Annotated in this window: 20 protein-coding genes; 10 read left to right on the plus strand and 10 right to left on the minus strand. The window is 65.5% G+C overall.

The features are described from left to right. Positions 1-15: 15 nt before the first annotated feature. The 3 genes from J4G38_RS28930 to J4G38_RS05835 all read right to left on the minus strand — a co-directional run bounded on the left by J4G38_RS28930 (position 16) and on the right by J4G38_RS05835 (position 2,942). Complete coding sequence (locus J4G38_RS28930) at positions 16-1,383, minus strand: T9SS type A sorting domain-containing protein (RefSeq protein WP_210516080.1); 1,368 nt, start codon at positions 1,381-1,383, stop codon at positions 16-18. 618 nt (positions 1,384-2,001) lie between these two features. Beyond that, positions 2,002-2,373, minus strand: a complete 372-nt coding sequence (locus J4G38_RS05830; RefSeq protein WP_210516076.1) for a hypothetical protein — start codon at positions 2,371-2,373, stop codon at positions 2,002-2,004. A gap of 80 nt (positions 2,374-2,453) precedes the next feature. Then, entirely contained in the window at positions 2,454-2,942 is a 489-nt protein-coding gene (locus tag J4G38_RS05835; RefSeq protein ID WP_210516074.1) for a nuclear transport factor 2 family protein, read from the minus strand. 283 nt (positions 2,943-3,225) lie between these two features. Here J4G38_RS05835 and J4G38_RS05840 point away from each other — a divergent pair, with 283 nt between their 5' ends. The 3 genes from J4G38_RS05840 to J4G38_RS05850 are packed head-to-tail and all read left to right on the plus strand — an operon-like array spanning position 3,226 to position 6,245. After that, entirely contained in the window at positions 3,226-4,410 is a 1,185-nt protein-coding gene (locus J4G38_RS05840; RefSeq protein ID WP_210516072.1) for a sensor histidine kinase, read from the plus strand. Next, the gene (locus J4G38_RS05845) at positions 4,407-5,531 is read left to right on the plus strand and encodes a sensor histidine kinase (RefSeq protein ID WP_210516071.1); all 1,125 of its coding nucleotides are present in this window, start codon (positions 4,407-4,409) and stop codon (positions 5,529-5,531) included. The genes J4G38_RS05840 and J4G38_RS05845 overlap by 4 nt, the downstream gene beginning before the upstream one ends. Before the next feature lie 6 nt (positions 5,532-5,537). Further along, positions 5,538-6,245, plus strand: a complete 708-nt coding sequence (locus J4G38_RS05850) for a LytR/AlgR family response regulator transcription factor (protein ID WP_210516068.1) — start codon at positions 5,538-5,540, stop codon at positions 6,243-6,245. 102 nt (positions 6,246-6,347) lie between these two features. Here the strand turns inward: J4G38_RS05850 and J4G38_RS05855 are convergent, their stop codons facing one another. Next, on the minus strand, positions 6,348-6,833 hold the full coding sequence (locus tag J4G38_RS05855) for a DUF305 domain-containing protein (RefSeq protein WP_226163184.1): 486 nt from the start codon (positions 6,831-6,833) through the stop codon (positions 6,348-6,350). 178 nt (positions 6,834-7,011) lie between these two features. Between J4G38_RS05855 and J4G38_RS05860 the strand changes: the two genes are divergently transcribed. The 5 genes from J4G38_RS05860 (at position 7,012) to J4G38_RS05880 (ending at position 12,642) form a co-directional block, all read left to right on the plus strand. Next, positions 7,012-8,427 carry a chloride channel protein gene (locus tag J4G38_RS05860; RefSeq protein ID WP_210516064.1) on the plus strand — a complete coding sequence of 472 codons (1,416 nt, stop codon included), beginning with the start codon at positions 7,012-7,014 and terminating at the stop codon, positions 8,425-8,427. A gap of 47 nt (positions 8,428-8,474) precedes the next feature. After that, on the plus strand, positions 8,475-9,716 hold the full coding sequence (locus J4G38_RS05865) for a cation:proton antiporter (RefSeq protein WP_210516062.1): 1,242 nt from the start codon (positions 8,475-8,477) through the stop codon (positions 9,714-9,716). A 41-nt stretch (positions 9,717-9,757) separates the two neighbouring features. Then, on the plus strand, positions 9,758-10,177 hold the full coding sequence (locus J4G38_RS05870) for a hypothetical protein (RefSeq protein WP_210516060.1): 420 nt from the start codon (positions 9,758-9,760) through the stop codon (positions 10,175-10,177). A 92-nt stretch (positions 10,178-10,269) separates the two neighbouring features. After that, positions 10,270-11,211 (plus strand): mechanosensitive ion channel family protein, encoded by a 942-nt coding sequence (locus tag J4G38_RS05875; protein WP_210516058.1) that lies wholly within the window; start codon positions 10,270-10,272, stop codon positions 11,209-11,211. Positions 11,212-11,229: 18 nt separating this feature from the next. Further along, positions 11,230-12,642 (plus strand): DUF389 domain-containing protein, encoded by a 1,413-nt coding sequence (locus tag J4G38_RS05880; RefSeq protein WP_210516056.1) that lies wholly within the window; start codon positions 11,230-11,232, stop codon positions 12,640-12,642. Between the two features lie 161 nt (positions 12,643-12,803). Here the strand turns inward: J4G38_RS05880 and J4G38_RS05885 are convergent, their stop codons facing one another. After that, complete coding sequence (locus J4G38_RS05885) at positions 12,804-14,156, minus strand: vanadium-dependent haloperoxidase (RefSeq protein WP_210516054.1); 1,353 nt, start codon at positions 14,154-14,156, stop codon at positions 12,804-12,806. 346 nt (positions 14,157-14,502) lie between these two features. Here J4G38_RS05885 and hutH point away from each other — a divergent pair, with 346 nt between their 5' ends. Together hutH and J4G38_RS05895 are read left to right on the plus strand one after the other, a co-directional pair. After that, complete coding sequence (gene hutH, locus J4G38_RS05890) at positions 14,503-15,996, plus strand: histidine ammonia-lyase (protein WP_210516052.1); 1,494 nt, start codon at positions 14,503-14,505, stop codon at positions 15,994-15,996. Positions 15,997-16,191: 195 nt separating this feature from the next. Continuing rightward, a complete protein-coding gene (locus tag J4G38_RS05895; protein ID WP_210516050.1) occupies positions 16,192-18,099 on the plus strand; it encodes a T9SS type B sorting domain-containing protein in 1,908 nt (635 codons plus the stop codon). 182 nt (positions 18,100-18,281) lie between these two features. On the opposite strand, the gene J4G38_RS05900 is transcribed toward J4G38_RS05895, so the two are convergent. From J4G38_RS05900 to J4G38_RS05920, 5 genes are all read right to left on the minus strand, one after another. Next, entirely contained in the window at positions 18,282-18,998 is a 717-nt protein-coding gene (locus J4G38_RS05900; RefSeq protein WP_226163186.1) for a LytR/AlgR family response regulator transcription factor, read from the minus strand. Beyond that, positions 18,998-20,104: a sensor histidine kinase gene (locus tag J4G38_RS05905; protein WP_210516048.1), complete on the minus strand. Its 1,107-nt coding sequence runs from the start codon at positions 20,102-20,104 to the stop codon at positions 18,998-19,000. The genes J4G38_RS05900 and J4G38_RS05905 overlap by 1 nt, the downstream gene beginning before the upstream one ends. Before the next feature lie 100 nt (positions 20,105-20,204). Next, the gene (locus tag J4G38_RS05910) at positions 20,205-21,539 is read right to left on the minus strand and encodes a TolC family protein (RefSeq protein WP_210516046.1); all 1,335 of its coding nucleotides are present in this window, start codon (positions 21,537-21,539) and stop codon (positions 20,205-20,207) included. Continuing rightward, positions 21,539-22,666: an ABC transporter permease gene (locus J4G38_RS05915; protein WP_210516044.1), complete on the minus strand. Its 1,128-nt coding sequence runs from the start codon at positions 22,664-22,666 to the stop codon at positions 21,539-21,541. The genes J4G38_RS05910 and J4G38_RS05915 overlap by 1 nt, the downstream gene beginning before the upstream one ends. 112 nt (positions 22,667-22,778) lie before the next feature. Then, a complete protein-coding gene (locus J4G38_RS05920; protein ID WP_210516042.1) occupies positions 22,779-23,714 on the minus strand; it encodes an efflux RND transporter periplasmic adaptor subunit in 936 nt (311 codons plus the stop codon). Position 23,715 lies beyond the last annotated feature (1 nt).

Here is a 23,715-nt window from a genome sequence, read left to right on the forward strand (position 1 = left end):
CTGCGGCCCGTGATGCTACTGCACTACCACGCGGCGGCTCACTTCCTGCCCGGCCAGCGTGCCGCGCAGCACATACAGCCCCGCCGGCAGCCCGCGCAATGATAGCGCCGCAGCCGGCCCGGCCTCGGCATAAGCGCGCACCGGCCGGCCCAGCGCATCGTACAGCCGCAGCTGCCTGGCGGTAGCACCCAGCGGCAAGCGTACCCGCAGCTCACTCGTGGCGGGATTGGGAAAAACGTCGAAACCGGCGGCCTCGGCGGCCCTTTCGGTGCTGAGCAGGGTGCCGGCGTTCTGCATCCGGCCCGCGCAGACGTCCTGCCCCGTGGGGGCGGCCCCGGCCGAAGCCCAGAAGAACTGCACCGAACCATTGGGCTGGGTTACGGGCGCGGAATCGACGCTGGCGAGGCGGTCGGGGTCCACGGTGTGGAGGGCCACGCCATTGACGGGGAAGGCCAGCGTGGCATCGGGACGGATTTTCTGGGCCCGCAGGCCGGTGCCGGCACTGTAGGTGGTGACGTAGAAGGCCATCACGGAGCCGTTGTCGGAGGCGGCCAGCCTGGGGTAAGGCGTAAATGCCGGCAGGTTGTTGACCAGTACGCCGGTGGCGGGCCAGGCCAGGGTCCCGGCGGCATCTACTTTCTGCATGTATTGGAACGCGTTGCTGGCCGGCGGGATATCATCGTTCCACACCACCCAAAGGGCATTATTGTACCACAGGGCATCGGGCAGGGACTGAAACGAAAGATTGGTGGTCAGACTGACGTAGCCTGGAGCGGCCCAGCCAGGCGTGCCGGTGGGCAGCACTTTCGACACCAGCGGGTCGCCCGCGTTGGACGTCCACACCACGTAGAGGTTGCCGGCCGGGTCACGCACCAGGTGCCAGTCGGAGCCCCGGCCGGAGGCCCCGCCCGCCGAAATGGTGGTAAACGCGCCCCAGGCAGTGCCTTGCAGCGTGAAATGCTGCGCATAGATGGGCGAACCAAACCCGCCGGCGCTGGCCACCATGTAAAACCCGTTGCCACCATCGCTGATGGTGCGGTAGTAATCGGAAGGAAAAATCCCGACCGGGGCCACGTACACCTGCTGGAGATTCATCGGCCAGCGCCGCACCCCATTCGCATTCACCCGGTTGAAGGTGAAGCGTGCCCCGCCCCCGTTCACGCTCAGCGCGTGGGTGACGGTGGCGCCCGAGTCGTTGGGCATCACGTTCAGCGCATCTTCCGATTCGTAGATAATGGCCGGCCGGCTGTAGGCCGCAATGAGCGTGGGCGTGCTCCACTGGGCGGTGCCGGCCGCATCGTAGAACTGGCAGCGCACCGAGTCGCCGCCGATGCCGAACGCGCCCTGCACCCAGGCCAGCAGCAGGCCGCCGCGCCAGGGCACGGCCTTTCCCGAAAATGTCGCGGCCCCGGGTCTGGACCAGGCGCAGGCCGTTGGCGGCCAGCAGCGGCACCCCGGCGGCGTTCAGGTGCTGCACGTAGAGGCCGGTGCCCGCGCCGGAGTTGTTGCCGGCGCGCTTGTCAATCCAGGCGATGTAGGAGCCGCCCGCGCCGTCGGCAAAGGCCTGCACGCCGAACTGGTTGCCCGCCGCATTGCACACGAACACGGTTTGGCTGGCCACGGTTGAAAACTGGGCGCGGGCCGGGCTTGCCAGCAACGCCAGCAGCAAGAAAAAACCACTCAGCTTACTTGCCGATAACAATGCGAAAGGATGTTTCATGGCAAGCTCAGGTTGAAAAGGGAGGAATGGGAAGCCGGAATTCGGAATTCGGCCGCGTCATGGCAGCATCACACTGACAGCAGCCCAGTTAAATAATATATTATAAATATATTATTTATTACAGTTTCGGGGGCGGTGTGCAGCAGCGCGGACTTTGTGGTCCGCGTCCCAGAACGAGCTAGTGGCGCGGGAACGCGGACTACAAAGTCCGCGCTACTGCCTGGGGCGTACAATGATGCCGAAACTGCTCTGATAGAGCGCGGCCTAATTCCAACTAGCCATTAGCGGGCGGCGTAGAGGCGCTGCATGTGGCGGTGCTGGCCAAATTGCTGCGCCAGCACCGCGTTGGATTGGCCGGTAGCGGGGTCGCGCAGCACCTGTTGCAGGGCCAGGTTGAGCTGGCGGGTGGCACGGCGGCACGGGCCGCGGCGGGCCATGTCGAGGCAGAGGTTGTCGAGCCGCTCTTCATACACGAGCTGGTCCTGGCCGTTGTAGAAGCGCACGATGCTGTAGTTGTGGGTGGTGAGGTTGGTTTCGACGTTCCAGTAGCCGGCGGGAGCGGTGCTGACGGGCAGCGTTTGGGCATGGGCGAGCGGCGAAATCGAGACGAAGAGCAGCACAAGGCCGAGGCGGAAAATGAGGGAGTTTTTCATGGTTAGAAAAAGCTTGAGAGTGAGAATTTGAAATACTAAGCGGTTGTTAGAGAAGCAGCCAGGCTCTTTGCTGCTGGCAGCTACTGGCCTACATAGCGGGTAAGCACGTAGGTGCCCTGGCCGGAAATTGCCTGCCACTGCCCTTCAATATGTTGGAAGATGGTGGTTCGGCGCACGTAGATGAATGACTCGCCGGCGGGGGTGCGGATTTTGATGCGCTTGGTTCCGGTTAGCGAGGCCACGTTGCCGGAATAAGCGAAAATGTCGAACTGCGGCGCCATGCTCTCCACCGTCACCCACGGCCCATGAATGAGGGTCTGAATCTCGGCGGCCTTGTTGTTCAGGTCGCCATTGGGGGTGCAGTTGTAGTAGGTGGAGGCGAAACGCCGCGCAAAAAATGCCGAATCCCGGCCCACCATGGCCCGCATTTGCTGGGCGTCCTCGTCGTAGAAATAGGCTTTGGCTTCGTCGTAGGTGGAGAATGCCGTTGGGACCTGGGGCGCGGACGATTCTTTTTTGCAGGCGCCGAGCGGCAACAGCAACCAGAGGAAGTAGGTGTATTTTTTCACGGCTTTGGGGGAATAAGGGTGAATTGGATTGGGCCGCTGAACGCCTTGGCAAAGCCGGTGATGGAGCGTTGAAGTACCCAAAGATGGCCGCCTGAAAAACCCATTGCTTGCATATTCGCCCGGCACCGCCCACGGGGCGCAATACGACCGCGGGCCGCCGACCAATGGGTGGTTTGGTTGTTGGTCGATGAACGGCAACAGTTGGTCTACAAAGCGGATTTTTAACGCCTTAGCTACCCGCAATTCAATATATTTACGCTCAGGCTAACCCACCGATTGCGGCATGGCACAGACGAACCCCCAATGGCTGACCCACGCGCTGCGGGCCATAGACGAGCGGCGCTGGCTGCGGCACGGCCTGTTCTGGCTGGTGCGCACGGTGGTGCTCACGTGGCTGGTGACCTACATCATCCACGTAGCCGTGAACGTGCGGCTGGGACTGCGCGACATGCTCCTGCTGCTGGTGCCGCACATGCTGGCCACCTACGCGCTGCTGTATGGCGTGCTGCCCGCGCTGTGGCAGGGCCGCCGCACGCGCTTCCTGCTGCTGCTGGCGGGGTGGGCGCTGCTGAGCCTTACGCTCCATCATGCCTTCCGGTATTTCGTACTGGTGCCGCGCTACGTAGGCCTGAAAACCCCCATTTCGGACGCGCACAATGCGCTTTCGCCCGGCCCGTTCATCGTGTTGCTGATTACGGCCGGGGTGGCGGCCTGCCTGCGGGTGTACCGGCAGTGGCGGCAAAAGGAGCTCGACAATGCCCAGCTCACGCACGACAACTACCAGGCCGAGCTGCAGCTGCTTAAGGCCCAGATTCACCCGCACTTCCTCTTCAACACCCTCAACAATCTGTACGCCCTCACGCTCCGGCAAGCAGACCAGGCGCCGGAGGTGGTGGCGCGCCTCACCGGCCTGCTGCAATTTGTGGTGGAGCAGGGCGACGCGCCGCTGGTGACGCTGCGCGACGAAGTGGCCCTGCTGCGCAACTACATGGCCCTGGAGCAGCTGCGCTACGGCCCGCGCCTGACGCTGGAATTCCGGGCCGACGACCTGCCCGCCACGGCCCAAATAGCGCCGCTGCTGCTGCTGCCCCTGGTCGAAAATGCCTTCAAGCACGGCTCGGCCGAGCAGGTGGGCCGGGCGCACATCAGCGTGGTGCTGGCCGTGGAAGCCGGCCACCGCTTCACCTGCGTCATCATCAACACGAAGAATGACACGGCCGCCGAGCCGACGCAATCGGGCATTGGCCTGCGCAACGTGCGCCAGCGCCTTGAGCTGCTGTACCCGCAGCGGCACCGCTTCGAAACCGAAGCCCGCGCCGACACTTACATCGTGCGGCTGACGCTGCAACTCCCCGGCGGGGAGATGGCCGACGCCCCGCCAGCCGCCCCGCTCCGGCAGTTGGCGGCGGCTGGCCAACCGGCCGTTTCGGAGTTTTCCCAAAGCATTGCTCACCCCCACCACGCATGAAAAACTGGCTGCACCACCGGGTAGCGCGGCACGTTCTGTTCTGGGCGGCAGTGTCGGCTTTTTTGTGGCTGATTCAGCTGCCCAATCCGGCGTTTATCGGCGAGCGGCTGTACTGGCGCACGTATCTGGTGTCGCAGCTGCCCACTTTGGTGCTGGGCACCTACTCGCTGATGTACGGGCTGCTGCCGCGCTTGCTGCTGCGCCGGCAGCCGGGGCAGTTTCTGCTGCTGCTGCTGGGCTGGCTGGTGGTCTGCGGGCTGGTTTCGAACTTGCTGTGGCTGTTTTTCGGCAGCTACCTCACGCCCGTGGTGTTCGGCGGCAAGCCCTTCCTGAAGTTGGATTGGGGGGAGCTTATCGCCGACCTGAACGCGGGTTTCTTCGAGATGCTGATTGTGGCCGGCATAGCCAGCGCCATTAAGGTGTTCAACCAGTGGTACGAGCAGCGGCAGCTCAGCCTGCTGCTGCTGCAACGCAAGCTGCACACCGAGCTGGAGTTGCTCAAGGCCCGGCTCCAGCCCGCGTTCCTGTTCAATACGCTGCGCACGCTCCAGGCCCTCACGGAGCAAAAATCGCCCGAATCGCCGGCGGCGGTGCTGCACCTTTCGGCCCTGCTGCGCTACCTGCTCTACGAAAGCCAGCTGGCCGAGGTGCCGCTGGCCGAAGAAGTGGCGCTGATGCAGCACTACGTAGCCCTCGAACGGCTGCGGCTGGGCTCGCGCGTGGAAGTCTCGCTCAGCTTCAGCGGGGCCCTGGAAGCGCATACCATTGCCCCGCTGCTGCTACTGCCGTTCGTGGAAAACGCGTTTCGGCACGGGGCCGACACCCGCCAGGACTACCCGTGGGTGAGCCTCGATTTGGTGGCGAAGAAAAACTCCTTTACCTTCAAAGTAATCAATAGCCGGCCGCAAACCGGCCCTGCCCCGGACGAGGAAACCGAGCTGGGCAGCGTGCGGGAGCGTCTCGCCCGCCTCTACCCCGACCAGCACGAGCTGAAAATGGTGGCCGACCCCGACACGTTCCTGGTGGTGCTGCACCTGCGGCGCGCCCCCACGGCCGCCACGGCGGCTTCGTTGCCCGCCGCGCGGCCCGCCGTGGCCCCGGAATTCCACCCCAATGCATAGCCGGCCATGAAACTACATTGCTTACTTGTCGACGACGAGCCCCCGGCGCTGGAAGTGCTTGAATCTTACGTGCGGGAGGTGGCGCACCTGGAGCTGGTGGGCACCTGCGGCAATGCCCTGGAGGCCTTCGGCATCCTCCAGCAGCGCCCCGTGGATTTGCTGTTTCTCGACATCAAAATGCCCAAAATGCTGGGCACTGATTTCCTGCGCAGCCTGCGCCACCCGCCGCAGGTCATCTTCACCACCGCCTACCGCGAATACGCCTACGAGGGCTTTGAGCTGGATGCGGTAGACTATTTGCTGAAGCCGATTTCGCTGGAGCGGTTCCTGAAAGCAGTGGCCAAGGCCAACAAAACCGAGGCCGCTCCCGCCCCGCCGCCCGAACCCGCGCCGCCCGCGAACGCGGAGGCTTTCCTCTATTTCCGCATCGACCGGAAGATGGTGAAAGTGGTGCTGCGCGACATTCTCTACATCGAAGGCCTGAAGGACTACGTGAAGATTCACCTGACGGCGGGCCCGGTGCTGGTGGTGAAGCAAACCATCAGCGGGATGGAGGAAAAGCTGTCGGAAAGCAATTTCCTGCGCATTCATCGCTCGTTTATCGTGGCGCTCGATAAAATCCGAACCTACAGCGCCCGGCACATCGAAGTGGCCGACCAGGAGCTCCCGATTGGCCGTCTCTTTCACCAGCGCGTGGATGAGGTACTGGGCTGAGCGCCGGAACTCAGAACGTCCTGCTTAGACAAGCTCAGCAGGACGTTCTTTCGAAACGATTTTCCTGAATTCTCAAACCACTTCGGCAGATGTGGCCGGCCCCTATTGCTGCTCCAGGCGCTCAATCATGGCCTTCATCTCTTCGATTTCCCGCTTCTGGGTGGCGACGATGCCATCGGCCAGCTTGCGCACCTCGGGGTCTTTGATGGAAGCCCGCTCGCTGGTGAGAATGGCGATGGAATGGTGCGGAATCATGGCCTTCATCCAGCGCGTGTCGTTCACGAAGGTCTGGCTGCGCACCAGGAGCAGCGCCCCCACGAACAGCGTGAGGCTGGCCCCCATGATAAGGCCGTTCGTCGTTTTGTTGGGGTACATCATGGGCATCATCAGCAGCATCACTACGGCCATGGCCGTCACCATCAGCACCGTCATGTAGAAGCGGGTGAGGCTGAAATAGACGTGGTCGAGCTCGTAGGTATTAAGGTACATAACCACATACATGATGACGAAGGAAATGGCCAGCGTCAGCAGAAACTTGCGGTAGTGGCCTTGGGGCATAGCGGCGTTGGGAGGGCTCAGGTGCATCATCAAAAAGGAAGGTATCTGGCAGGCGCACGCTACTTCCAACCATTGGAGCGGCGGCCTTGATTAGCCAAACGGGCGATGAAGGAAGTAAGTTGTGTCACCATCCGGCCGCCAAATCGGTTACATAACCAGCGGCCGCGGTGGTGTTGCTGCCCGGATTACCCGCACCTTTGCGTCTTCTATGTCTGATTCTCCCTCCCGCTATGCCCGCGTGCTGGCCTGGTTCGACCGCGTCTTTATCCAACCGCTGTACACGGCGCGGGTGCGGCGCCTCATCCTGCAAAGCGTCCCCTTCTGGATTGCCTCGCTGCTGACCGGGCTCATGGCCGTGGGCTACGAAAAAGTTTTTGCCTGGGCCGAGGACGTGAGTTTTACCTGGCTGCGCCTTGCGCCGGCGCTGGCCTTTGGGCTCACGCCGCTGGCCTTCCTGGCCTCCTGGGCGCTGGTGAAGGGACTGGCCCCGGCGGCGCGGGGCAGCGGCATTCCGCAGGTGATGGCCGGCATCGAGCTTTCGACCCCCGTGCAGCACCGGCACACGGCCTACCTGCTGAGTTTGCGGGTGGCCGCAGTCAAGGTTCTCAGCAGCGTGGTGCTGCTGCTCGGCGGCGGCGTTATTGGCCGCGAGGGGCCCACCATTCAAGTATCGGCGGCCATTTTCCGGGCCATCAACCGCCTGCAGCCGGCGGGCTGGCCCCAGCTCTCGCGCCAGATTGCGCTGGTGACGGGCGGGGCGGCCGGGCTGGCGGCGGCCTTCAACACCCCGCTGGGGGGCATCGTGTTCGTGGTGGAGGAGCTGACCCAGATTCACCTCTCGCGCTTTCGCATGGCCGTGTTCAGCGCCGTGATTATCGCCGGGCTCACGGCCCAGCAGTTCCTGGGCTCCTACCTCTACCTGGGCTTTCCGAAGGTGACCTCGCCGGCCGGCTGGTACCAGGCCCTGGTGATGGTGGCGGCCGTGGCCTGCGGGCTGGCGGGCGCGTATTTTGCCAAAACCCTGCTCTGGCTCAACGGCTACCGCAAGCGCTTTGTCACCCTGCAGGCGCAGGCGGGCTGGGTGGTGGGCTGCGGCCTGCTGCTGGCCGGCCTGGCCTACGTGGTGGGGCCCGACGGCGTGGGCACGGGCAAGCCCATCATCAACCGGCTGCTGTTTCAGAACGACGGCGTGACGCCGGGCTACCTGTTTCCGGTGCGCTTTGCGGGCATGGCCCTGAGCTACAGCAGTGGCGGGGCGGGCGGCGTGTTTGCCACTTCGCTGAGCGCGGGCGCGCTGCTCGGCGACGGCATCGCGCGGCTGGCCCACGTGGCCGTGGCCGACCGCAACCTGCTGATTCTGGTGAGCATGGTGGGGTTTCTCACGGGCGTGGTGCGCTCGCCGTTCACGGCCGCCATTCTGGTGCTGGAAATGACGGACCGGCACTCGGCCATTTTCCAGCTGCTGATTGGGGCCATGCTGGCCCAGGCCGTGGCCGCGCTGGTGGACCCGCACTCGCTGTATGAGCACCTGCGCCAGGGCTTCATCCGCGAAACGCTGAGCCAGGAAGATGGGCCAGTAGCAAAGGTTGCCGCCTCTCCTGCGGCCCCCACCCCGCAGCCGTAGCCGGCGGTTCCACGAACCCCGGCTGCCGCGAGCCGTTAATCCCAGGGATGAGTCTATTTTCCTTTTCGGCCGCCCTGCTGACGCTGGCCGCCCTGTTCTCCTATCTGAATGCCCGTTTTTTGCGTCAGCCGGCGGGGATTATGTTTTTGCTGCTGGGCGTGGTCGCGGCCATGGGGGTCCTGGCTGGGGGGCGCGTCGTGCCGGGCTTTACCGCCACCGTCCGGGCAGCGTTGCTGCAATTTGATTTCACGGAGTTCCTGATGGGCTCGGTGCTGAGCTTCCTGCTCTTTGCCGGCGCGCTGCACGTGCGGGTGGAGGCCCTGAAAGCGGTGTGGCAGAGCATTGCGGCCTACTCTACGCTGGGCGTGCTGCTGGCCACGGCCCTGGTGGGCGTGGGCACCTATGGCCTGTTGCACCTGGCCGGGGTGGCGCTGCCGCTGCTGCCTTGTTTGCTGTTCGGGGCGCTCATTGCTCCCACCGACCCCATTGCCGTGCTGGGCATTCTCAAAACCACGGACCTGGATAAGAACATCGAAACCAACCTGGCCGGCGAGTCGCTCTTCAACGACGGCTTCGGGGTAGTGGTGTTTGCCACCCTGCTGAAACTGGCCACGCCCGGCGAAACGCCTGGCGCGGGCTCGGCCGCGTTGCTGCTGTTGCGCGAGGCGGGCGGCGGCCTGCTGGCCGGGGCGGGGCTGGCCTACGCGGGCTACCGGCTTATCAAAACCGTGGACCACTTTCAGACCGAAGTCATCCTGACGCTGGCCCTGGTGATGGGCGGCTACGCGCTGTGCCACGCGCTGGGCGTGTCGGGGCCGCTGGCCATGGTGGTGGCGGGCCTGGCCATTGGCAACGTAAGCCGCAGCGACGCCGTGTCGGATACCACCCGCGACTACCTGGAGAAGTTCTGGGAGGCGCTCGACGAGGTGCTCAACGCCGTGCTCTTCGTGCTCATGGGCCTGGAGCTGGTGGTAATTGGGTTCAGCCCGTTTTACCTGGGGCTGGGCGTGGCGGCGGCGGTGCTGGCCCTGCTGGTGCGCTACGTGGCGCTGGCCCTGCCCACGCGGCTGCTGGGCCTGTCGCGGCAACTGCCGCCGCGCACGCTGGCTATTCTGAGCTGGGGCGGGCTGCGCGGGGGCATTTCGCTGGCGCTGGCCCTGGGCCTGCCGGACGGCCTGCACCCGGAGGTATTTGTGCCCATGACGTTTGCCGTGGTGCTGTTTTCGGCCGTGGTGCAGGGGCTTACGTTAAAGAAGCTGCTGGGCTGGCTCACCCCCCGCGCTGCCTGACCGGGCCCTTGGCCCCACCATTGTTGCTTGTACCCCTTTTGATGCTCCCCACCCAACACTATTTCTCCAACGCCGTCGGCTCGGTCGATTTCTCGCCCGAGGGCGGCTACCTGTACCTGCACTGGTCGGGCGCGCCCATGACGAGCCCCGAGTTTCGGGCCCTCTACACGCACGCCCACAACCTGCTGCGGCGCTACCCGCTGCGCGGCCTGCTGGCCGACCACCGCGCCATGCCCGCCGCCCCCACCCCTGCTGACCGCGACTGGCTGCTGAATACCTGGCTGCCCGCCGTGCTGAAAGACACCGCCTTTGCGCGCTACGCCGTGGTGCCCACCCTCGCGCCCGAGCACCGCCTGCACACGCCTGCCGTGGCCGCGCAGCTGCGCCGGGCAGTGTCCACCGCCTTTTTTGAGGAGCTTCCGCCCGCCTCGGAATGGCTGCGGGCCGATGAGGCTGTTTAGGTAGCCCATTGAGCGACATCTGATGAACGTCATGCTTCGACAAGCAGATGCCAGACAGAGCATGACGTTCCATTTATCAGCCAGTTATACTTATGCTAGAGGACTTTACCGCCGTCGCCCATACCTACTGGACACAGTTTCTATTTGTGCTGCCGCGCCTGCTGGTGGCGGCCGTGCTGCTGGCCGTGGTGTGGCTGGCTTCGGGCCGGCTGCGCAGCTTCCTCTCGGACAAGCTCGCGGCCCATTCGGCCGACCCGCTGCTCACCAATTTCCTCACGCAGGTGGGGCGCTGGCTGCTGGTGCTGGGCGGCTTGCTGCTGGCCCTGCAAATCATCGGGTTCTCGGGCGTGGTGGGCGGGCTGCTGGGCGGGCTGGGCTTGTCGGCGTTTCTGGTGGGCTTCGCCTTCAAGGACATTGCCGAGAACTTCCTGGCCGGCGTCATTCTGGCCTTCAACCGGCCCTTCAACGTGCACGACAGCATTCAGGTGAAAGAATACATGGGCCGGGTGATGGAGCTGAACCTGCGCACGACCCGCATCAAGACCTACGACGGCAAGGACATTTACGTGCCCAACGCGGTGCTGCTGAAGGAATCCGTCACGAATTTCACCCGCGACGGCTTCATCCGGCAGGATTTCGTGGTGGGCATCGACTACGACGCCGACGTACCCGGCGTGATGGAAACCATCCTCGGCCAGTTGCGGCAGGAGGCCGAAGTGCTGCAAACGGCCCCGCACGAGCCCTTCGTCATCGTGGATGAGCTGGCCACCAGCACCGTGAACCTGAAGGTGTTTTTCTGGGCCAAATCGGAAGAGTACCGGCGCGGCGTGCTGCAGCTGCGCTCGCGCCTGCTGAACCGGGTGAAAACCGTGCTCATGGCCGCCGACAACGTGTCGCTGCCCTCCGACATCGTGGAGGTGCAGTTCCCGAAAACCCTGCCCGAGCTGCGGGTGCGCCTGATGGACACGGAAAAAGCCGAGCCAGACTCAGACGCGGCGGGCAGCCCTTCCCCTGCCACCTCCCCCGAAAAATAACGCCCCCGCTCCCTGCCTATGCTGGACGTTCTGCGCCGCTTTCTGCACGCCCGCTTCCTGCTCACCGATGATATGGCCGACCCGGCCGAGATTCAGGCCGACGTGGAAGCCGGCGTTCCCTTCCGGGGTACCAACCTGTGGGTGTTGATTTTCGCCATCCTGGTGGCGTCGGTGGGGCTGAATGTCAATTCCACGGCCGTCATCATCGGGGCCATGCTTATTTCCCCACTCATGGGGCCCATCGTGGGCATCGGCTACGGGGCGGCCACGCTGGAGCTGGGCCTGATTGAGCGCGGGCTCAAGAGCCTGCTCACGGCCTCGGTGTTCAGCCTGCTGGTGTCGGCGCTTTACTTCCGCCTCACGCCCCTCACCGATGCCGGCTCCGAGCTGCTGGCCCGCACCACGCCCACCACCTGGGACGTACTCATTGCCCTGTTTGGCGGGGCGGCCGGGGCCGTGGCCCTCACCCGCAAGGGCCACAGCAACGCCGTGCCGGGCGTGGCCATTGCCACCGCCCTCATGCCGCCGCTCTGCACGGCCGGCTACGGGCTGGCCACGGCGCACTGGTCGTTTTTGTTCGGGGCGCTGTATTTGTTTTCAATTAACTGCGTCTTCATTGCCCTGGCCACGTTTCTGGTGTGTCGGGTGCTGCCGCTGACCAGGCACACCTTCGATACTGACCGGCGGGCCCGGCGCGTACGGCTCATCATCTGGGCAGTGGCGCTGCTCACGGCCGCGCCCAGCGTGTACCTGGCCATCGGCATCGTGCGCGACGGCACCTTCACGCACAACGCCCAGCGCTTCGTGGAAGAGCAGCTGAACCTGCCGGGCACCTACGTCGTCACCAGCCGCATTCTGCCCCAGGCGCACAGCCTCAACGTGCTGCTGGCCGGCCAGCGCCTCACCGACGCCCAGCTGCTCAAGGCCCGCACCCAGCTGCCACGCTACCGCCTGGCCGGTGCCGTGCTCACCGTGCGCCAGGGTCTGGCCCGCCTCGACTCGGCCGACACGCAGGCCCTGCGCAGCCGCGTGCTCGAGGATGTGCGCAGCCGCCAGGAACAAACCCTGATGGGCTACGAAACCCGCCTGGGCCAGCTCCAGCAGCTGCTGGCCCACCCCGACAGCGCCACCGCCGGCCTGCCCGGCGCGGCCGCGCTGCTGCGCGAAGTGCAGGTGGAGCACCCCGCCGTGCGCCAGCTCGGCCTGAGCCGCCTGGTGCGCCCCGCCACCGACTCGCTGCGGGCCGATACCACTGTGCTGGTGGCCGTGCGCACCCGCCGCCCGCTGCCCGCCGACGAGCAGCAGCGCCTGGCCAACTGGCTGCGCCTGCGGGCCGGTGGCCGCCAGCCCGTGCGCCTGCTGGTTGAGCCCCAGAGCGTGCCCGCACCCGCGCCAACCCACGCCCGCCCACTGCGGGCATCCAGACGATAGGCAGAGCAGGAGCCGGTGTTTCGAGGCAGCCGGCCCGGCTACTGTCCGCTTCGGGTCCCCCTCGCCGACTAATCGAAGGGCATCGGCTTTAAATGTTTCGTCGTATTTGCGTCGATTGTCGGGCGACGACCCGCTCGCTTGCCTGCTGGCTCAAACGCCGCTTATTTAAAAACCAGCTTCGCGTTGATGGTCTGACCCACTTTTTTGCCCTGCACCAGGCCTTTTTCGATGGATGGCCGGTAGTGAATGCCACCGTAGAGGCGCGAGATTCCGGCCTCCGCAGCCGCCTGCTCAAACGAGGTGTACGAACGACTGCCCAGGCCAAACTGCGCGTAATTCTGGTCGGTGAAGGCATAGCTGGGGCCGAATACTTCGGTCAGGGCTTCGGCGGCCGAGCTGGATACGGTGGCGTGGCCGGCGCTGTATTCGGGGTGGCCGGGCGTGGGAATCAAGGGGCTCCAGGTGGGTTGGCCCATTGCGCTGCGGATGTAGGAAACCGGCCGCAGCAGGTTGTAGGTGTACTTGGCTTTGAGGCAGCTGATGGTGGCGTCGTTCATGTACATACCCAGCTTCGCGTAGGCCAGCACGGCCTTGTCCAGCGGCGCATTTTCCCGGCTCAGCACCTGCGCCAGAATGGAAACCCAGTGCCCCGGGGGGGTGAAGCTGCGGCCATTGGGCACGTCGTTCCAGAACAGGGCAATGGCGGTCTGCTCGGCGGTGCGGGCCTGCGCAATATCCAGTACCTCCTTCACCATCAATTGAAACGGCGAGCCCAGCGTGGTCGAATACGCGAGCGGCGGGCCGGGGTCGGCCCCGTCGCCGCTGCCGGCCACCAGCGGCCGGTTGCTGCCCCAGAAGGGGAAGATGGGCGGCCCGAAAGCCGGGGGCGTCGGCACCCACATACCCGGCCCGGTGGGCGGCGTGTACACGGCGGGGTTGTCGTAGCCATCGGTTTTCGACCACTCAAACACGGCCCCGGCCACCTTTTTTCCAAAGTCGATGGAACGACTGACAACTTCCGGGGCGAGGCTGGCCTGGTAGGCCGTTTTGTTGGCCGCCTCCAGCGAATCCATCGTGGCCAGATTCGCTGGAGACGCGTTGGCGAACATGGTCCGGCTGATGGCCGCCAGGGCCGCATTGGCGCTCAGCGGCCAGTTATAGACCTGGCTTTTATCGGTGGCCGGCATCCCGGCCAGGCCGTTCAGCTGGCCGGCCAGCGAGCGGTAGCCCGCCATGCCCGGCACCACGGCTTCGTAGCCCACAATGCCGGCGTAGGCAAACGGCCGGCCGAACACATTCGCGGTGGTAACCGGCGTGGTGCGGGCCAGCTTGAGTTGCATATTAAGCCACGTCACGGCCACGTCGGCCCGGTAAGAGTCGGTGGCGGGCGACGGGTCGGGCGCGGGTTCAGCGTTGTCGGAGCAAGCGGTATTGAACATCAGGCAGCCCATTATCAGGAGTTGCCCCACGCGGCCAATGGCGCCTAAGCGGAACGTACTAGTAATAGTTCTCATGGCTAGTGACGGGTATGATGGGAGGGTTTTCGCGGCCCGGTGCCTCACGGGCTGTGGTTGGTTACAGCCCAAAATTGCACGCCCCGCCAGCGCGCCGCTCGCTTTGTCGTCCGGCAGCAAATCCCCGTCGACAGACAACTGCAAACCGGCGTCAAACGACATTCGGGGCTGTTTCCTGGCTGATTGCGCCTGGCATTCAGCCAGGAAACAGCCATCAGCAGCGAGTAAACAGAACCACTGTTTCCGCGAAGGACTTCAGGTCCGGCGCATGGCGGGGAGTCGGCCAGCGCGCTGGCGGCGGAAATTGCGGCTATTTTTGCGGCCACCCCTCACCCCTTTTCCCCCGATGCCCACCCACACCATTTCGCCCGCACAGCCCCTCACCCTGGCCGCGCTGGCCACCCTGCTGGCCGACGGCCGTACCGTCGAGCTTGGCGACGATGCCAAAGCCCGCATTACCGCCTGCCACGAGTACCTGCACCAGCGCCTGGCCCACGACGACGCCCCGATTTACGGCATCAACACCGGTTTTGGCTCGCTCTACAATGTGAGCATTGCCCCCGAGGCCCGCGCCCAGCTGCAAGTCAACCTGATGATGTCGCACGCCTGCGGCACCGGCGCCGAAGTGCCCCAGAACCTCGTGCGCCTCATGCTGCTGCTCAAAGCCCAAAGCCTGAGCTACGGCCACAGCGGCGTGCAGGTAGCCACCGCCGAGCGCCTGCTGGCCATGTACAACCGCGAAATGCTGCCCGTGGTGTACGAGCAGGGCTCCCTGGGCGCGAGCGGCGATTTGGCTCCGCTGGCCCACCTCTGCCTGCCGCTTTTGGGCCTCGGCGAAGTAAATTACCAGGGCTACCGCCTGAGCGCGACCGACGCCATGAGCCTGTTCAGCTGGGCCCCGCTGGCGCTGCAAGCCAAGGAAGGCCTGGCCCTGCTCAACGGCACCCAGTTCATGCTGGCCTACGCCGTGGATGGCGTATTGCGCGCCCAGCGCCTGGCCGCCGCCGCCGATGTGATTGGGGCGCTGTCCACCGAGGCCTTTGGGGGCTGCACCGACCCGTTCAGTGAGAACCTGCACCGCATCCGGCCGCACGCCGGGCAGGTGCTGGTGGCCCGGCGGCTGCGCGAGCTGCTAGCCGGCTCCGAGCTGCAAACCCACCCCCGCCTGGCCGTGCAGGACCCCTACTCCTTCCGCTGCCAGCCGCAGGTGCACGGCGCCAGCCGCGACGCCCTGGCCTACGTGGCCCAGGTGGTCGAAACCGAGTGCAACTCGGTAACCGACAACCCCAACATCTTCCCCGACGATGACCAGATACTGAGCGGCGGCAACTTCCACGGCCAGCCCCTGGCCCTGGCCCTCGACCACCTGGCCGTGGCCATGGCCGAGCTGGGCAGCATCTCGGAGCGCCGTACCTACCAGCTCATTTCCGGCCAGCGCGGCCTGCCCACCTACCTCGTGGCCGAGCCCGGCCTGAACTCCGGCCTGATGATTCCGCAGTACACCGCCGCCGGCATCGTGAGCCAGAACAAGCAGCTCTGCACGCCCGCTTCCGTGGATAGCATTGTGAGCAGCAACGGCCAGGAAGACCACGTGAGCATGGGCGCCAACGCCGCCACCAAGGCCCGCCGCGTCATCGAAAACGTGGAGCAGGTGCTCGGCATCGAGCTGCTCACGGCCGTGCAGGCGCTGGCCTTCCGCCGGCCGGGCCGCACCTCGCCAGTGCTGGAGCGCGTGGTAGAGGCGTTCGGGCAGGAAGTGAAATTCGTGGTGCGCGACCGGGTACTTTATCCGGATTTGCATAAAGCCGCCGCCTTCGTCCGTAAGTTTGACTGGCAATAAAGGGGCGATTTTCACGTAGAGCACTGGCTGAGGCCGGGCTTTTTCGGAGAGCAAGCCGCCGAAAAAACATTGCGCATCCCGGGGCATGCTGCCACGGCCTGCGTCACGAGTCTGCTTATGAAGTTGGTGAACCGTTCTTTTTTGCTTTTGCTACTCTGCCTGCTTGCAAGCGCGGCGCGCGGCCAGTGCGTCACCATGCCAAACGACCTCACTGCTTTCAAGGCAATTGATGTGGCCACTGGCACCGAAGTAGCCGCTTTTTGCGTGGGCCGGGGGGTCCGGTTTGAGGCCCGGCCCAACCGCAGTATTCCGGCTAATCTGCTTTACTACGGCGTATTACCTGGGGCAGGAACGGTGTTTCCCGGCTGTTCGCCACCCAACCCGCTGCCTTATACCTACACCCCCACCAGGGCCGAAGTGGGCATGGTAACCGTCTCGGAGCTGGCCAATGACACCCGGGTGGGCGGAATCACGACGTACTACATCCGCACGTTTCGGGTGTACGACACGCCCGCGCCGGCCTTCACCATCGCGCCCTGCCCCAGCGGCTCCGCGCTGGTCACCGTTACCGATGCGACCTACGACAGCTACACGGTGCAAATCGGCGCGGGGCCGTCAGCGGCCATCACGCGCAATCTGGCCACGGTAGTGCCCTTGCCCGCCGGGGCCACCTCCGCCACCGTCACCGGCCATTACCTGGCCAACGACGTGTGCGAAGGAACCAGCACGCAAGCCATCGCGCCGCTGCTGCCGCCCCAGATTCCGACCTTTACCCGTCTTGAGTTGGCCGCCCCGTTGCCCAGCACCGCCACGCTCACGGTGGGCCAGCTGCCGGCCGGCTACCGCTACACCCTGCAACTAGCCGATGCCAGCGCCCCCGGCGGCTTTCGGACCGTGACCAGCATTCCGGCCGGCAGCACCACCTTTGCGCTGCCCAGCGCCGCCGCGGGTTGCTACCGGCTTTTTCGCGATGATTTCTGCGGCACCAGCCCGGCGCCATCCGCCACCATTATTTGCACGCTCAGCCTCACCGCCACCTCGGCCCGCAACCGCAACCAGCTGCTGCTGAGCGATGCCGGCAGCCCCAGCACCACCTACACGGTTACGCGTAATGGCTCGGCAATAACCACCCTCACCCCTGTTCCGGGCGGCCTGGAAGATGCCAACGTGCAGTGCGGCACCGCCTACACCTACCAGATAACGGCCACGCAGCCGGGGGGCGGGGTAGCCGTTTCCAACCCCTTCACCATCACCACGGTGTCGGCCCTGCCGCCGGCCCAGCCCCAGCTGCTGGCCAGCTTCAACCTGAATAATGCCGTGGTGCTGACGCCCTTGCTGGCCACGCCGCTCACCGCCGGCAGCAGCCTGCGCTACCACCGGGCCAGCGGCGGCCAGCCACCGGTAACCTTCGGCCGCGTGGATGTCAGCGGCGCCGGAATCCGGGATTCGACCGATTTGGCCGAGCTGCGGGCTAGTCCGCCGTGCTACTCGGTGGACCTCACCGATGTGTGCGGCAACGTTTCGCCCGAAAGCGCCAGCACTTGCCCGTCCCTGCTCACGGCCAGCCCCGCCAGCCCCGACGGCAGCAGCGCCGCCCTCACCTGGACGGCTTTCACCGGCCCCAATCCTGCCATTCCGGCCATCTACGTGCTCCAGCGCCTGGCCGCCGATGGCACGGTGCTGAGCCCCGTGCCCGTAAGTGGCAACTCTTTCATCGATTTGACCCCGCCCACCGACCGCCAGGTGCTGCGCTACCGCCTCCAAATCAGTGGCGCGGGCCTGCCGCCGGGCACGTTCAGCTACTCCAACCTCGCCACCGTCACGCGGCAGCTCTTCCTCAACATTCCCACCGCCTTCACGCCCAACGGCGACGGCCTGAACGACGTGCTGGAGGTCAAAGGCAAGTACCTGAACAACTACGTCTTCGTGGTAGTCGACCGCAACGGGCAGGAAGTGTTTCGCGGCACCCAGCGCAGCAAAACCTGGGACGGCACCATCCGGGGCCACGCGCCGGTGCCGGGGGCCTACGTCTGGCGTTTTCAGCAAACCGGCGAAGATGGCAAAACCTTCACCGCCACGGGCGCGGTCACGATTTTGAAATAAAAAGCGGGCCGGAGCCAACCGCCAGCCCGGTTGCCACATCCTTGAAACGGAACCGCTGGCGCACATTTCGGCAGTTCCCTTGTTAACTGCTCACTGACAACTAATCATTGAATACCGACACCATGGCATTCGACCTCCCCGGCATGTCACATATTTATCTTTAAAACTGCACTAATACCAAACTACGAGCCCAGCCGGTCGCTGATGGCCTGGGCAAAGGCGGCCGCGTAGGTGTCGCCCACGGGGATGATGGCTGCGCCCAGGTAGATGCGGTTGGTGCGGATGGAGTCGATGTGGCGCAGCGCCACCAGGTACGAGCGGTGCACCCGCACGAAGCCACGCGCGGCCAGGCGCTCCTCGTAGGCCCGCAGCGAGCCCAGCGTGACGACCGGCTTGCCGGTGCGCAGGTGGATTTTGAGGTAGTCCTTCAACCCTTCCAGGTACAGAATATCCCGGATGTTGAGGCGCAGCGTATGGTAATCGGCTTTCACGAAGAGGTAGTCTTCGTCGGCCGGGGCGGCCGGGGCGGCGCGGTTTTGTCGCGCCGCGTGCTGCTCCTGCGCCCGGTGCGCGGCCCGCATAAACCGCTCAAAAGCAAAGGGCTTCACCAGGTAATCGACGGCGGCCAGGTCGTAGCTCTCGGCGGCGTACTGCTGGTAGGCGGTGGTGAAAATCACCAGGGCCTCGGGCCGGAGGCTGCGCACGAAGTCGGTCCCGGTCAGCTTGGGCATCTGGATGTCGAGGAAAAGCAGGTCCACCGGCTCGGCCTGGAGGATGGCCAGGGCATCGAGGGCCGTGCGGGCGGTGCCCACCAGCGTGAGGAAGGGCAGCCGCCCCACAAACTCGGTGAGCAGGCGCAGGGCCAGCTGCTCATCATCAACCAGGAGGCAGCGCAGCATCAGACGGAGGCGGTGAAAGGGCGGGGAGACGGTGCCGTGGGGGCCGGAACCGCTGTCAGTTGAAGCTGAAGCTCAACGGTGAAGAAGTCCCCCTCCTGCCCCGCCTGTAGCCGGTGGCGGCCGGGGTAGAGCAGGGCCAGCCGGCGCTCGATGTTGGGCAGGCCCAGGCCGCCGGGCGCGGGGGCCGGCCGCGCGGCCCCGGCAAACCAGCGGTTGCGCACTTGTAGCCGCAGCTCGTCGTCGGTCACGCGCAGGCGGATGGCGATGGGCGAGGGCTGTTCGTGGCTCAGGCCGTGCTTGAAGGCGTTTTCCACGAAGGGAATGAGCAGCATGGGCTCGATGAGCTGCCCGGCGCAGTCGCCCTCCACCTCGAACGTCAAAAACAGGTGCTCGTCCACTTGCAGGCGCTGCAAATCCAGGTAGTTTTCGAGATACTCCACTTCGCGGGCCAGGGCCACGCGGGGGGCATCGGCCTCGTAGAGCATGTAGCGCAGCAGGTGCGAGAGCTGGAGGATGGCCGCCGGCACGTCGTCGGACTTGAGGTGGGCCAGGGAATAGATGTTGTTGAGGGTATTGAACAGGACGTGCGGGCTGACCTGCGACTTGAGCAGGGCCAGCTCGGCGACGAGGTGGTCGGTGGCCAGGGCCTGCCGGCGGCGCTCGGCCGCGAACCACTCCCCGGTGATGCGTTGCCAGCTGCTGAGCGCCCAGACCCCGCCAAAACTCACGAGCAAAGCCGCCGCGGGGGGATGCAGCGCATCGGGCGGCGGCAGCAGCGCGTGCCGCTCCAACAGGCTGCGCAGCAGCATGATGATGCCGCTTATCAGCCCCCCGGCCAAGCCTACGCTGCCAAAGTAGCGCCCGGCCTGCCGCCGGGCCAGAAACCGGGGCAGCAGCACCAGCGAATTCAGGTAGTAGAAGCCGGCCATGAGCACCGTGGGCACCACCAGAACCCAATAAGCAAACCCCGTGAGCGGCACCGGGGCCAGCAGCGCCGCCACCACCAGCGGCAGCACCGCCACCCCGCTCCAGGCCAGCCCGTGCAGGGCCACCCGCAGCCAGAACCGGTCGGGCAAGTGCCCTTTGAACGTGAGGAAGTCGAACATAGAGGCAGGAAGAGCGGGCGCGGACTTTACTTAGCGGCAACGTGACCCAAATCCGCGACGATTGGCCGCCGAATTTAGGCAATTGCTGGTTGCGGGCGCGTCAGAAGCTACCCGTGGCCTTCGCGTAGCTGAGCTTGGCCACCAAGTACGAGTAGGCGGCTTCGAGGTGGTTTTGCTCGGCCTGCTGCGCGGTTTTTTCCGCGTCCAGCACCGTGGCGTAGAGCACCGCGCCCAGCCGGTAGGTTTGCTGCTGGGTCTGGGCGAGCTGCCGGACGAGGGCCAGGGTGGCGGCGGTGCGTTGCAGGTTGCGGGCGGCGTTGGCCAGCTCGGTTTGGGCCTGCTGGGCCTCGTAGGCCACGTCGGCCTGGGTTTGCTGCAAGTCGAGGGCGGCCTGCCGGGCGTGCAGCTCGTAGGCTTGCAGGTCGGCTTGCTTGCGGAACTGCGCGGTGAGCGGCAGCGCAAAACGTACGCCCACGTAGTTGTACGGCCCCCAATTGTCGCTCAGGTAGTTGAAGTTGGCCCCCAGGAACTGCGTGGAATAATTGGCGTAAAGCGACACGGTAGGCTTGAGGCCGTCGCGCACCCGCTGGGTTTGCAGGCGGTAGCCCTCCTGCCGCAGGCGCACCTGCCGGATTTCGGGGCGCTCGGCCGGGGCGGCGGTGCTGTCGAAGACGTAGCTCGTGACCTGGTCGGCTTCCAGGTGGTCGGTCAGCGCCAGGGCGGTGCCGGGTGGCAGGTTGAGGCGGTAGCGCAGGGTGGTCAGGCTAAGCTGGTAGCGTTGGGCGGCCTGCTGGGTGGCCAGGCGGGCGTTGTCGTAGTCCACCTGCGCCCGCAGGCGGTCATTGGGCAGCAGGGTACCGAGGCGGAGCTGCCCCTCGGCCAGGGCCAGGTAGCGTTGGTAGCGCTGTTCTTCGGCCTGGGCGGTGGTCTGTTGCAGCTCCTTCAGCAGCACGTTCAGGTAGGCTTCGGCTATCTGCACCTTCCGGTCGGTTTGCTGCTGGGCGTTTTTCTCGATTTCCAGCCGGCGGGTGTTGTCAGCCACCTGGGTGTCGGTGTGCAGGCCGGGCTGGTAGAGCGGCTGCGAGAGGCTGAGCGAAAGGATGGTGTTGTTCTTCGCGCCCAGCGCCACCCGCTGGCGCTCAGTAGTGGGCCCGAAGCCGGCGGGCAGCACCGTTTGCTGGAGCTGGGTGTTGTAGCGCACGTCGCCGGTCAGGCTCAGCTCGGGCCGCCAGGCGTCGCGGGTTTGGCGGACGCTGGTTTCGGCCAGGGCCACGTTCAGGGCGTTGGCCTGGGCGTCGTAGCGGGTGCTCAGGCCCAGGCGGATGGCCTCGGGCAGGCTGAGCCGGGTCTGGGCCCCGGCGGCGGGGGCCAGACCCAGCAGCAGCCCCAGGGCCGCGCATCGGCCCAGCCAATGAAGAATAAGAGGACGCTTCATTACATTCGAAAAATCTGGACGGGTTCGAGCTTGGTAATCCGGCGCATGGCAATGAGGCTGCTGACGAGGCTGATGAAGAGCGTGACCCCGACCAGCGCCCCCACCACCCAGGCCGGAAAGGTCATTTCCATCTCGCCGCCAGCGGTGGCCGCTTTCATAAGCAGCAGCAGGCCGCCGGCCACCACGAAGCCCCCGGTGGCGTAAAACAGCGCCTGAAGGAGAATGAGGCGGCGGATGAGGCCGTTGCCGCCCCCAATGGCCTTGATGGTGCCGTAGTCGCGGATGCGGTCGTTGACCGACGAGTATAGGGTGAGGGCCACGATGGCAAAGCCGCCGACCACCGAAAACACCACCATCAGCAGGAAGCTGGCCACCACGTTGCTGGTCGTGAGCATGTAGCGGGCGGTTTCGGTGCCCAGCTGCCGCCCGGTAAGGGCCCGCACCGGCCCGATTTCGGCGTTGATGCGCCGCAGCACCTCGGCCCTGGGAGTTTGGGTGGTGTCCAGGCTGACGAGGTAGGCGCTGACGAAGTGCAGGCTGAGGCCGCTGAGCTGCCGCGCCCGCTCCAGGGTGGTGATGGCGTAGGAGGAGCCAAACCCGGCGAGGCCCACCGACAGCCCGCTGAGGTACACACGCTGGTCGTTGATGGTGAAATGGTCGCCCACCCGAATGCCGTTGAGCTTGGGCACGTCGGTCTGGTTGACGATGACGGCCCCTTCGTTAATCAGGTCGTTGAGGTTGGTGCCGGCCGCGTACTGCCGGGCCGCGCCGAGGTAGTCGGGGGCCTGGATGCCGATAAGCTGCATGGAGAGCTTGGCACCGGCCGGCGACTTGCCCGAGCCTGCCACCAGCACCAGTGGATGCACCGCCCGCACCCCCGGCAGGGAGGCCAGCTCGCGGCCCACGCGCACGTCCACGTTCAGGAGCTGCTGGGCCGACTGGGTTTTGGCGTTCACCACCCACACGTAGTCGGGGTACTGCCTGGCCAGCCCCTGCACGTTGCTCAGCATGCCGTTGAATGTGCTCAGCTCCAGCCCAATCATCACCACCGATACCACGATGCCGGCCAGGATGCCGAGCAGGTTGCTGCGGTCGTAGGTCACGAACCGAAAGGCGGAATGCCACATGGCCAGAGGGTAAGTAGTTGTTTAGAAGTAAACGGGTTGTTAGTTGCTCGTTGTTAGTTGTAATTCAAGTGCTTATAAAGCTGCTAACAACTGCCAACGAATGACTAACAACTTAATTGAGGTGAATAAGGCAATCAACGCGGCTGTTGATGAGCACCTGGCCGGGGTCGTCGAGCCGAATCTTGACGGTGCGGACCCGGCGGTCTTCCTGGGCCGTCTCGTCCTCGAACAGCGACTTCTTTTCCAGGTAGCCGGCCGCGAACACCACCCGGCCGGTGGCCACCACCCGGCCCGTGGCCTGCGACTTGATGTCGGCCCGCTGGCCCTCGTGGATGCGGTCGGCAAACAGCTCGTCTACCTCGGTGCGGGCAATGAGCGGGCCGCTGGGGGCCAGCTGGCCCACTTTGGTGCCGCTCGTCACGAAGGCACCCTCGTCCACGGACCACGAGAGCAGCCGGCCGGCCAGGGGCGCGGCCACGGTTTTCTGGCCCACCTGCACCTGGCGGTAGCGGGTATCGGCCCGCGTCTCGCCCACGCGGGCGGCGGCCTCGTGGGCTTCGGCCCGGCCGCGGGCGTAGTTCTGGCGGGCGGTGGCGGCGGCGGTTCCGCTGGTTTGCAGGGCTTGTTGGGTGAGGCCCTGCACGGCAAACAGCTGCTGGTTGCGGGCGTAGTCGGCCTGGGCCTGGTCGGCGGCAATGCGAAGCTGGGCCAGGTTGGCTTGCTGGGCGGCCAGGGCGGCTTGCTGGGTGGTGGTTTTGGCTTGCGCCAGGCGCAGCTGGGCCTGGTCGGCCTGGCTGTCGAGCAGCAGCAGCGGCTGGCCCTGGGTTACCACGGCGTTTTCGGCCACTTTTTTGGCCCGCACCCGGCCATCGGTCCCGGCGAAGATATCGAGCAGGCCGGCTTCGGGTTCGATGCGGGCCACGCCCAGCACCTGGGTCACGGGTTGGGGCGCGGCGGGGGCCTGGGGCTGGTCGGCCAGCCGGCCCTGGCAGGCGCTGAACAAGGCCGCGAGCAGCCCGGCGAAGCAAAGAGAATGGATGCGCGGCATG

The sequence above is a fragment of the Hymenobacter terricola genome (genome assembly GCF_017921975.2).
Lineage (GTDB): Bacteria > Bacteroidota > Bacteroidia > Cytophagales > Hymenobacteraceae > Hymenobacter > Hymenobacter terricola.

Bases quoted from the DNA above. Each gene is read 5' to 3' on its own strand.
- J4G38_RS05830 (WP_210516076.1), bottom strand. From the start codon at position 2,373: ATGAAAAACTCCCTCATTTTCCGCCTCGGCCTTGTGCTGCTCTTCGTC.
- J4G38_RS05840 (WP_210516072.1), top strand. From the start codon at position 3,226: ATGGCACAGACGAACCCCCAATGGCTGACCCACGCGCTGCGGGCCATA.
- J4G38_RS05845 (WP_210516071.1), top strand. From the start codon at position 4,407: ATGAAAAACTGGCTGCACCACCGGGTAGCGCGGCACGTTCTGTTCTGG.
- J4G38_RS05850 (WP_210516068.1), top strand. From the start codon at position 5,538: ATGAAACTACATTGCTTACTTGTCGACGACGAGCCCCCGGCGCTGGAA.
- J4G38_RS05855 (WP_226163184.1), bottom strand. From the start codon at position 6,833: ATGATGCACCTGAGCCCTCCCAACGCCGCTATGCCCCAAGGCCACTAC.
- J4G38_RS05860 (WP_210516064.1), top strand. From the start codon at position 7,012: ATGTCTGATTCTCCCTCCCGCTATGCCCGCGTGCTGGCCTGGTTCGAC.
- J4G38_RS05865 (WP_210516062.1), top strand. From the start codon at position 8,475: ATGAGTCTATTTTCCTTTTCGGCCGCCCTGCTGACGCTGGCCGCCCTG.
- J4G38_RS05870 (WP_210516060.1), top strand. From the start codon at position 9,758: ATGCTCCCCACCCAACACTATTTCTCCAACGCCGTCGGCTCGGTCGAT.
- J4G38_RS05875 (WP_210516058.1), top strand. From the start codon at position 10,270: ATGCTAGAGGACTTTACCGCCGTCGCCCATACCTACTGGACACAGTTT.
- J4G38_RS05880 (WP_210516056.1), top strand. From the start codon at position 11,230: ATGCTGGACGTTCTGCGCCGCTTTCTGCACGCCCGCTTCCTGCTCACC.
- J4G38_RS05885 (WP_210516054.1), bottom strand. From the start codon at position 14,156: ATGAGAACTATTACTAGTACGTTCCGCTTAGGCGCCATTGGCCGCGTG.
- hutH (WP_210516052.1), top strand. From the start codon at position 14,503: ATGCCCACCCACACCATTTCGCCCGCACAGCCCCTCACCCTGGCCGCG.
- J4G38_RS05895 (WP_210516050.1), top strand. From the start codon at position 16,192: ATGCCAAACGACCTCACTGCTTTCAAGGCAATTGATGTGGCCACTGGC.
- J4G38_RS05900 (WP_226163186.1), bottom strand. From the start codon at position 18,998: ATGCTGCGCTGCCTCCTGGTTGATGATGAGCAGCTGGCCCTGCGCCTG.
- J4G38_RS05905 (WP_210516048.1), bottom strand. From the start codon at position 20,104: ATGTTCGACTTCCTCACGTTCAAAGGGCACTTGCCCGACCGGTTCTGG.
- J4G38_RS05910 (WP_210516046.1), bottom strand. From the start codon at position 21,539: ATGAAGCGTCCTCTTATTCTTCATTGGCTGGGCCGATGCGCGGCCCTG.
- J4G38_RS05915 (WP_210516044.1), bottom strand. From the start codon at position 22,666: ATGTGGCATTCCGCCTTTCGGTTCGTGACCTACGACCGCAGCAACCTG.
- J4G38_RS05920 (WP_210516042.1), bottom strand. From the start codon at position 23,714: ATGCCGCGCATCCATTCTCTTTGCTTCGCCGGGCTGCTCGCGGCCTTG.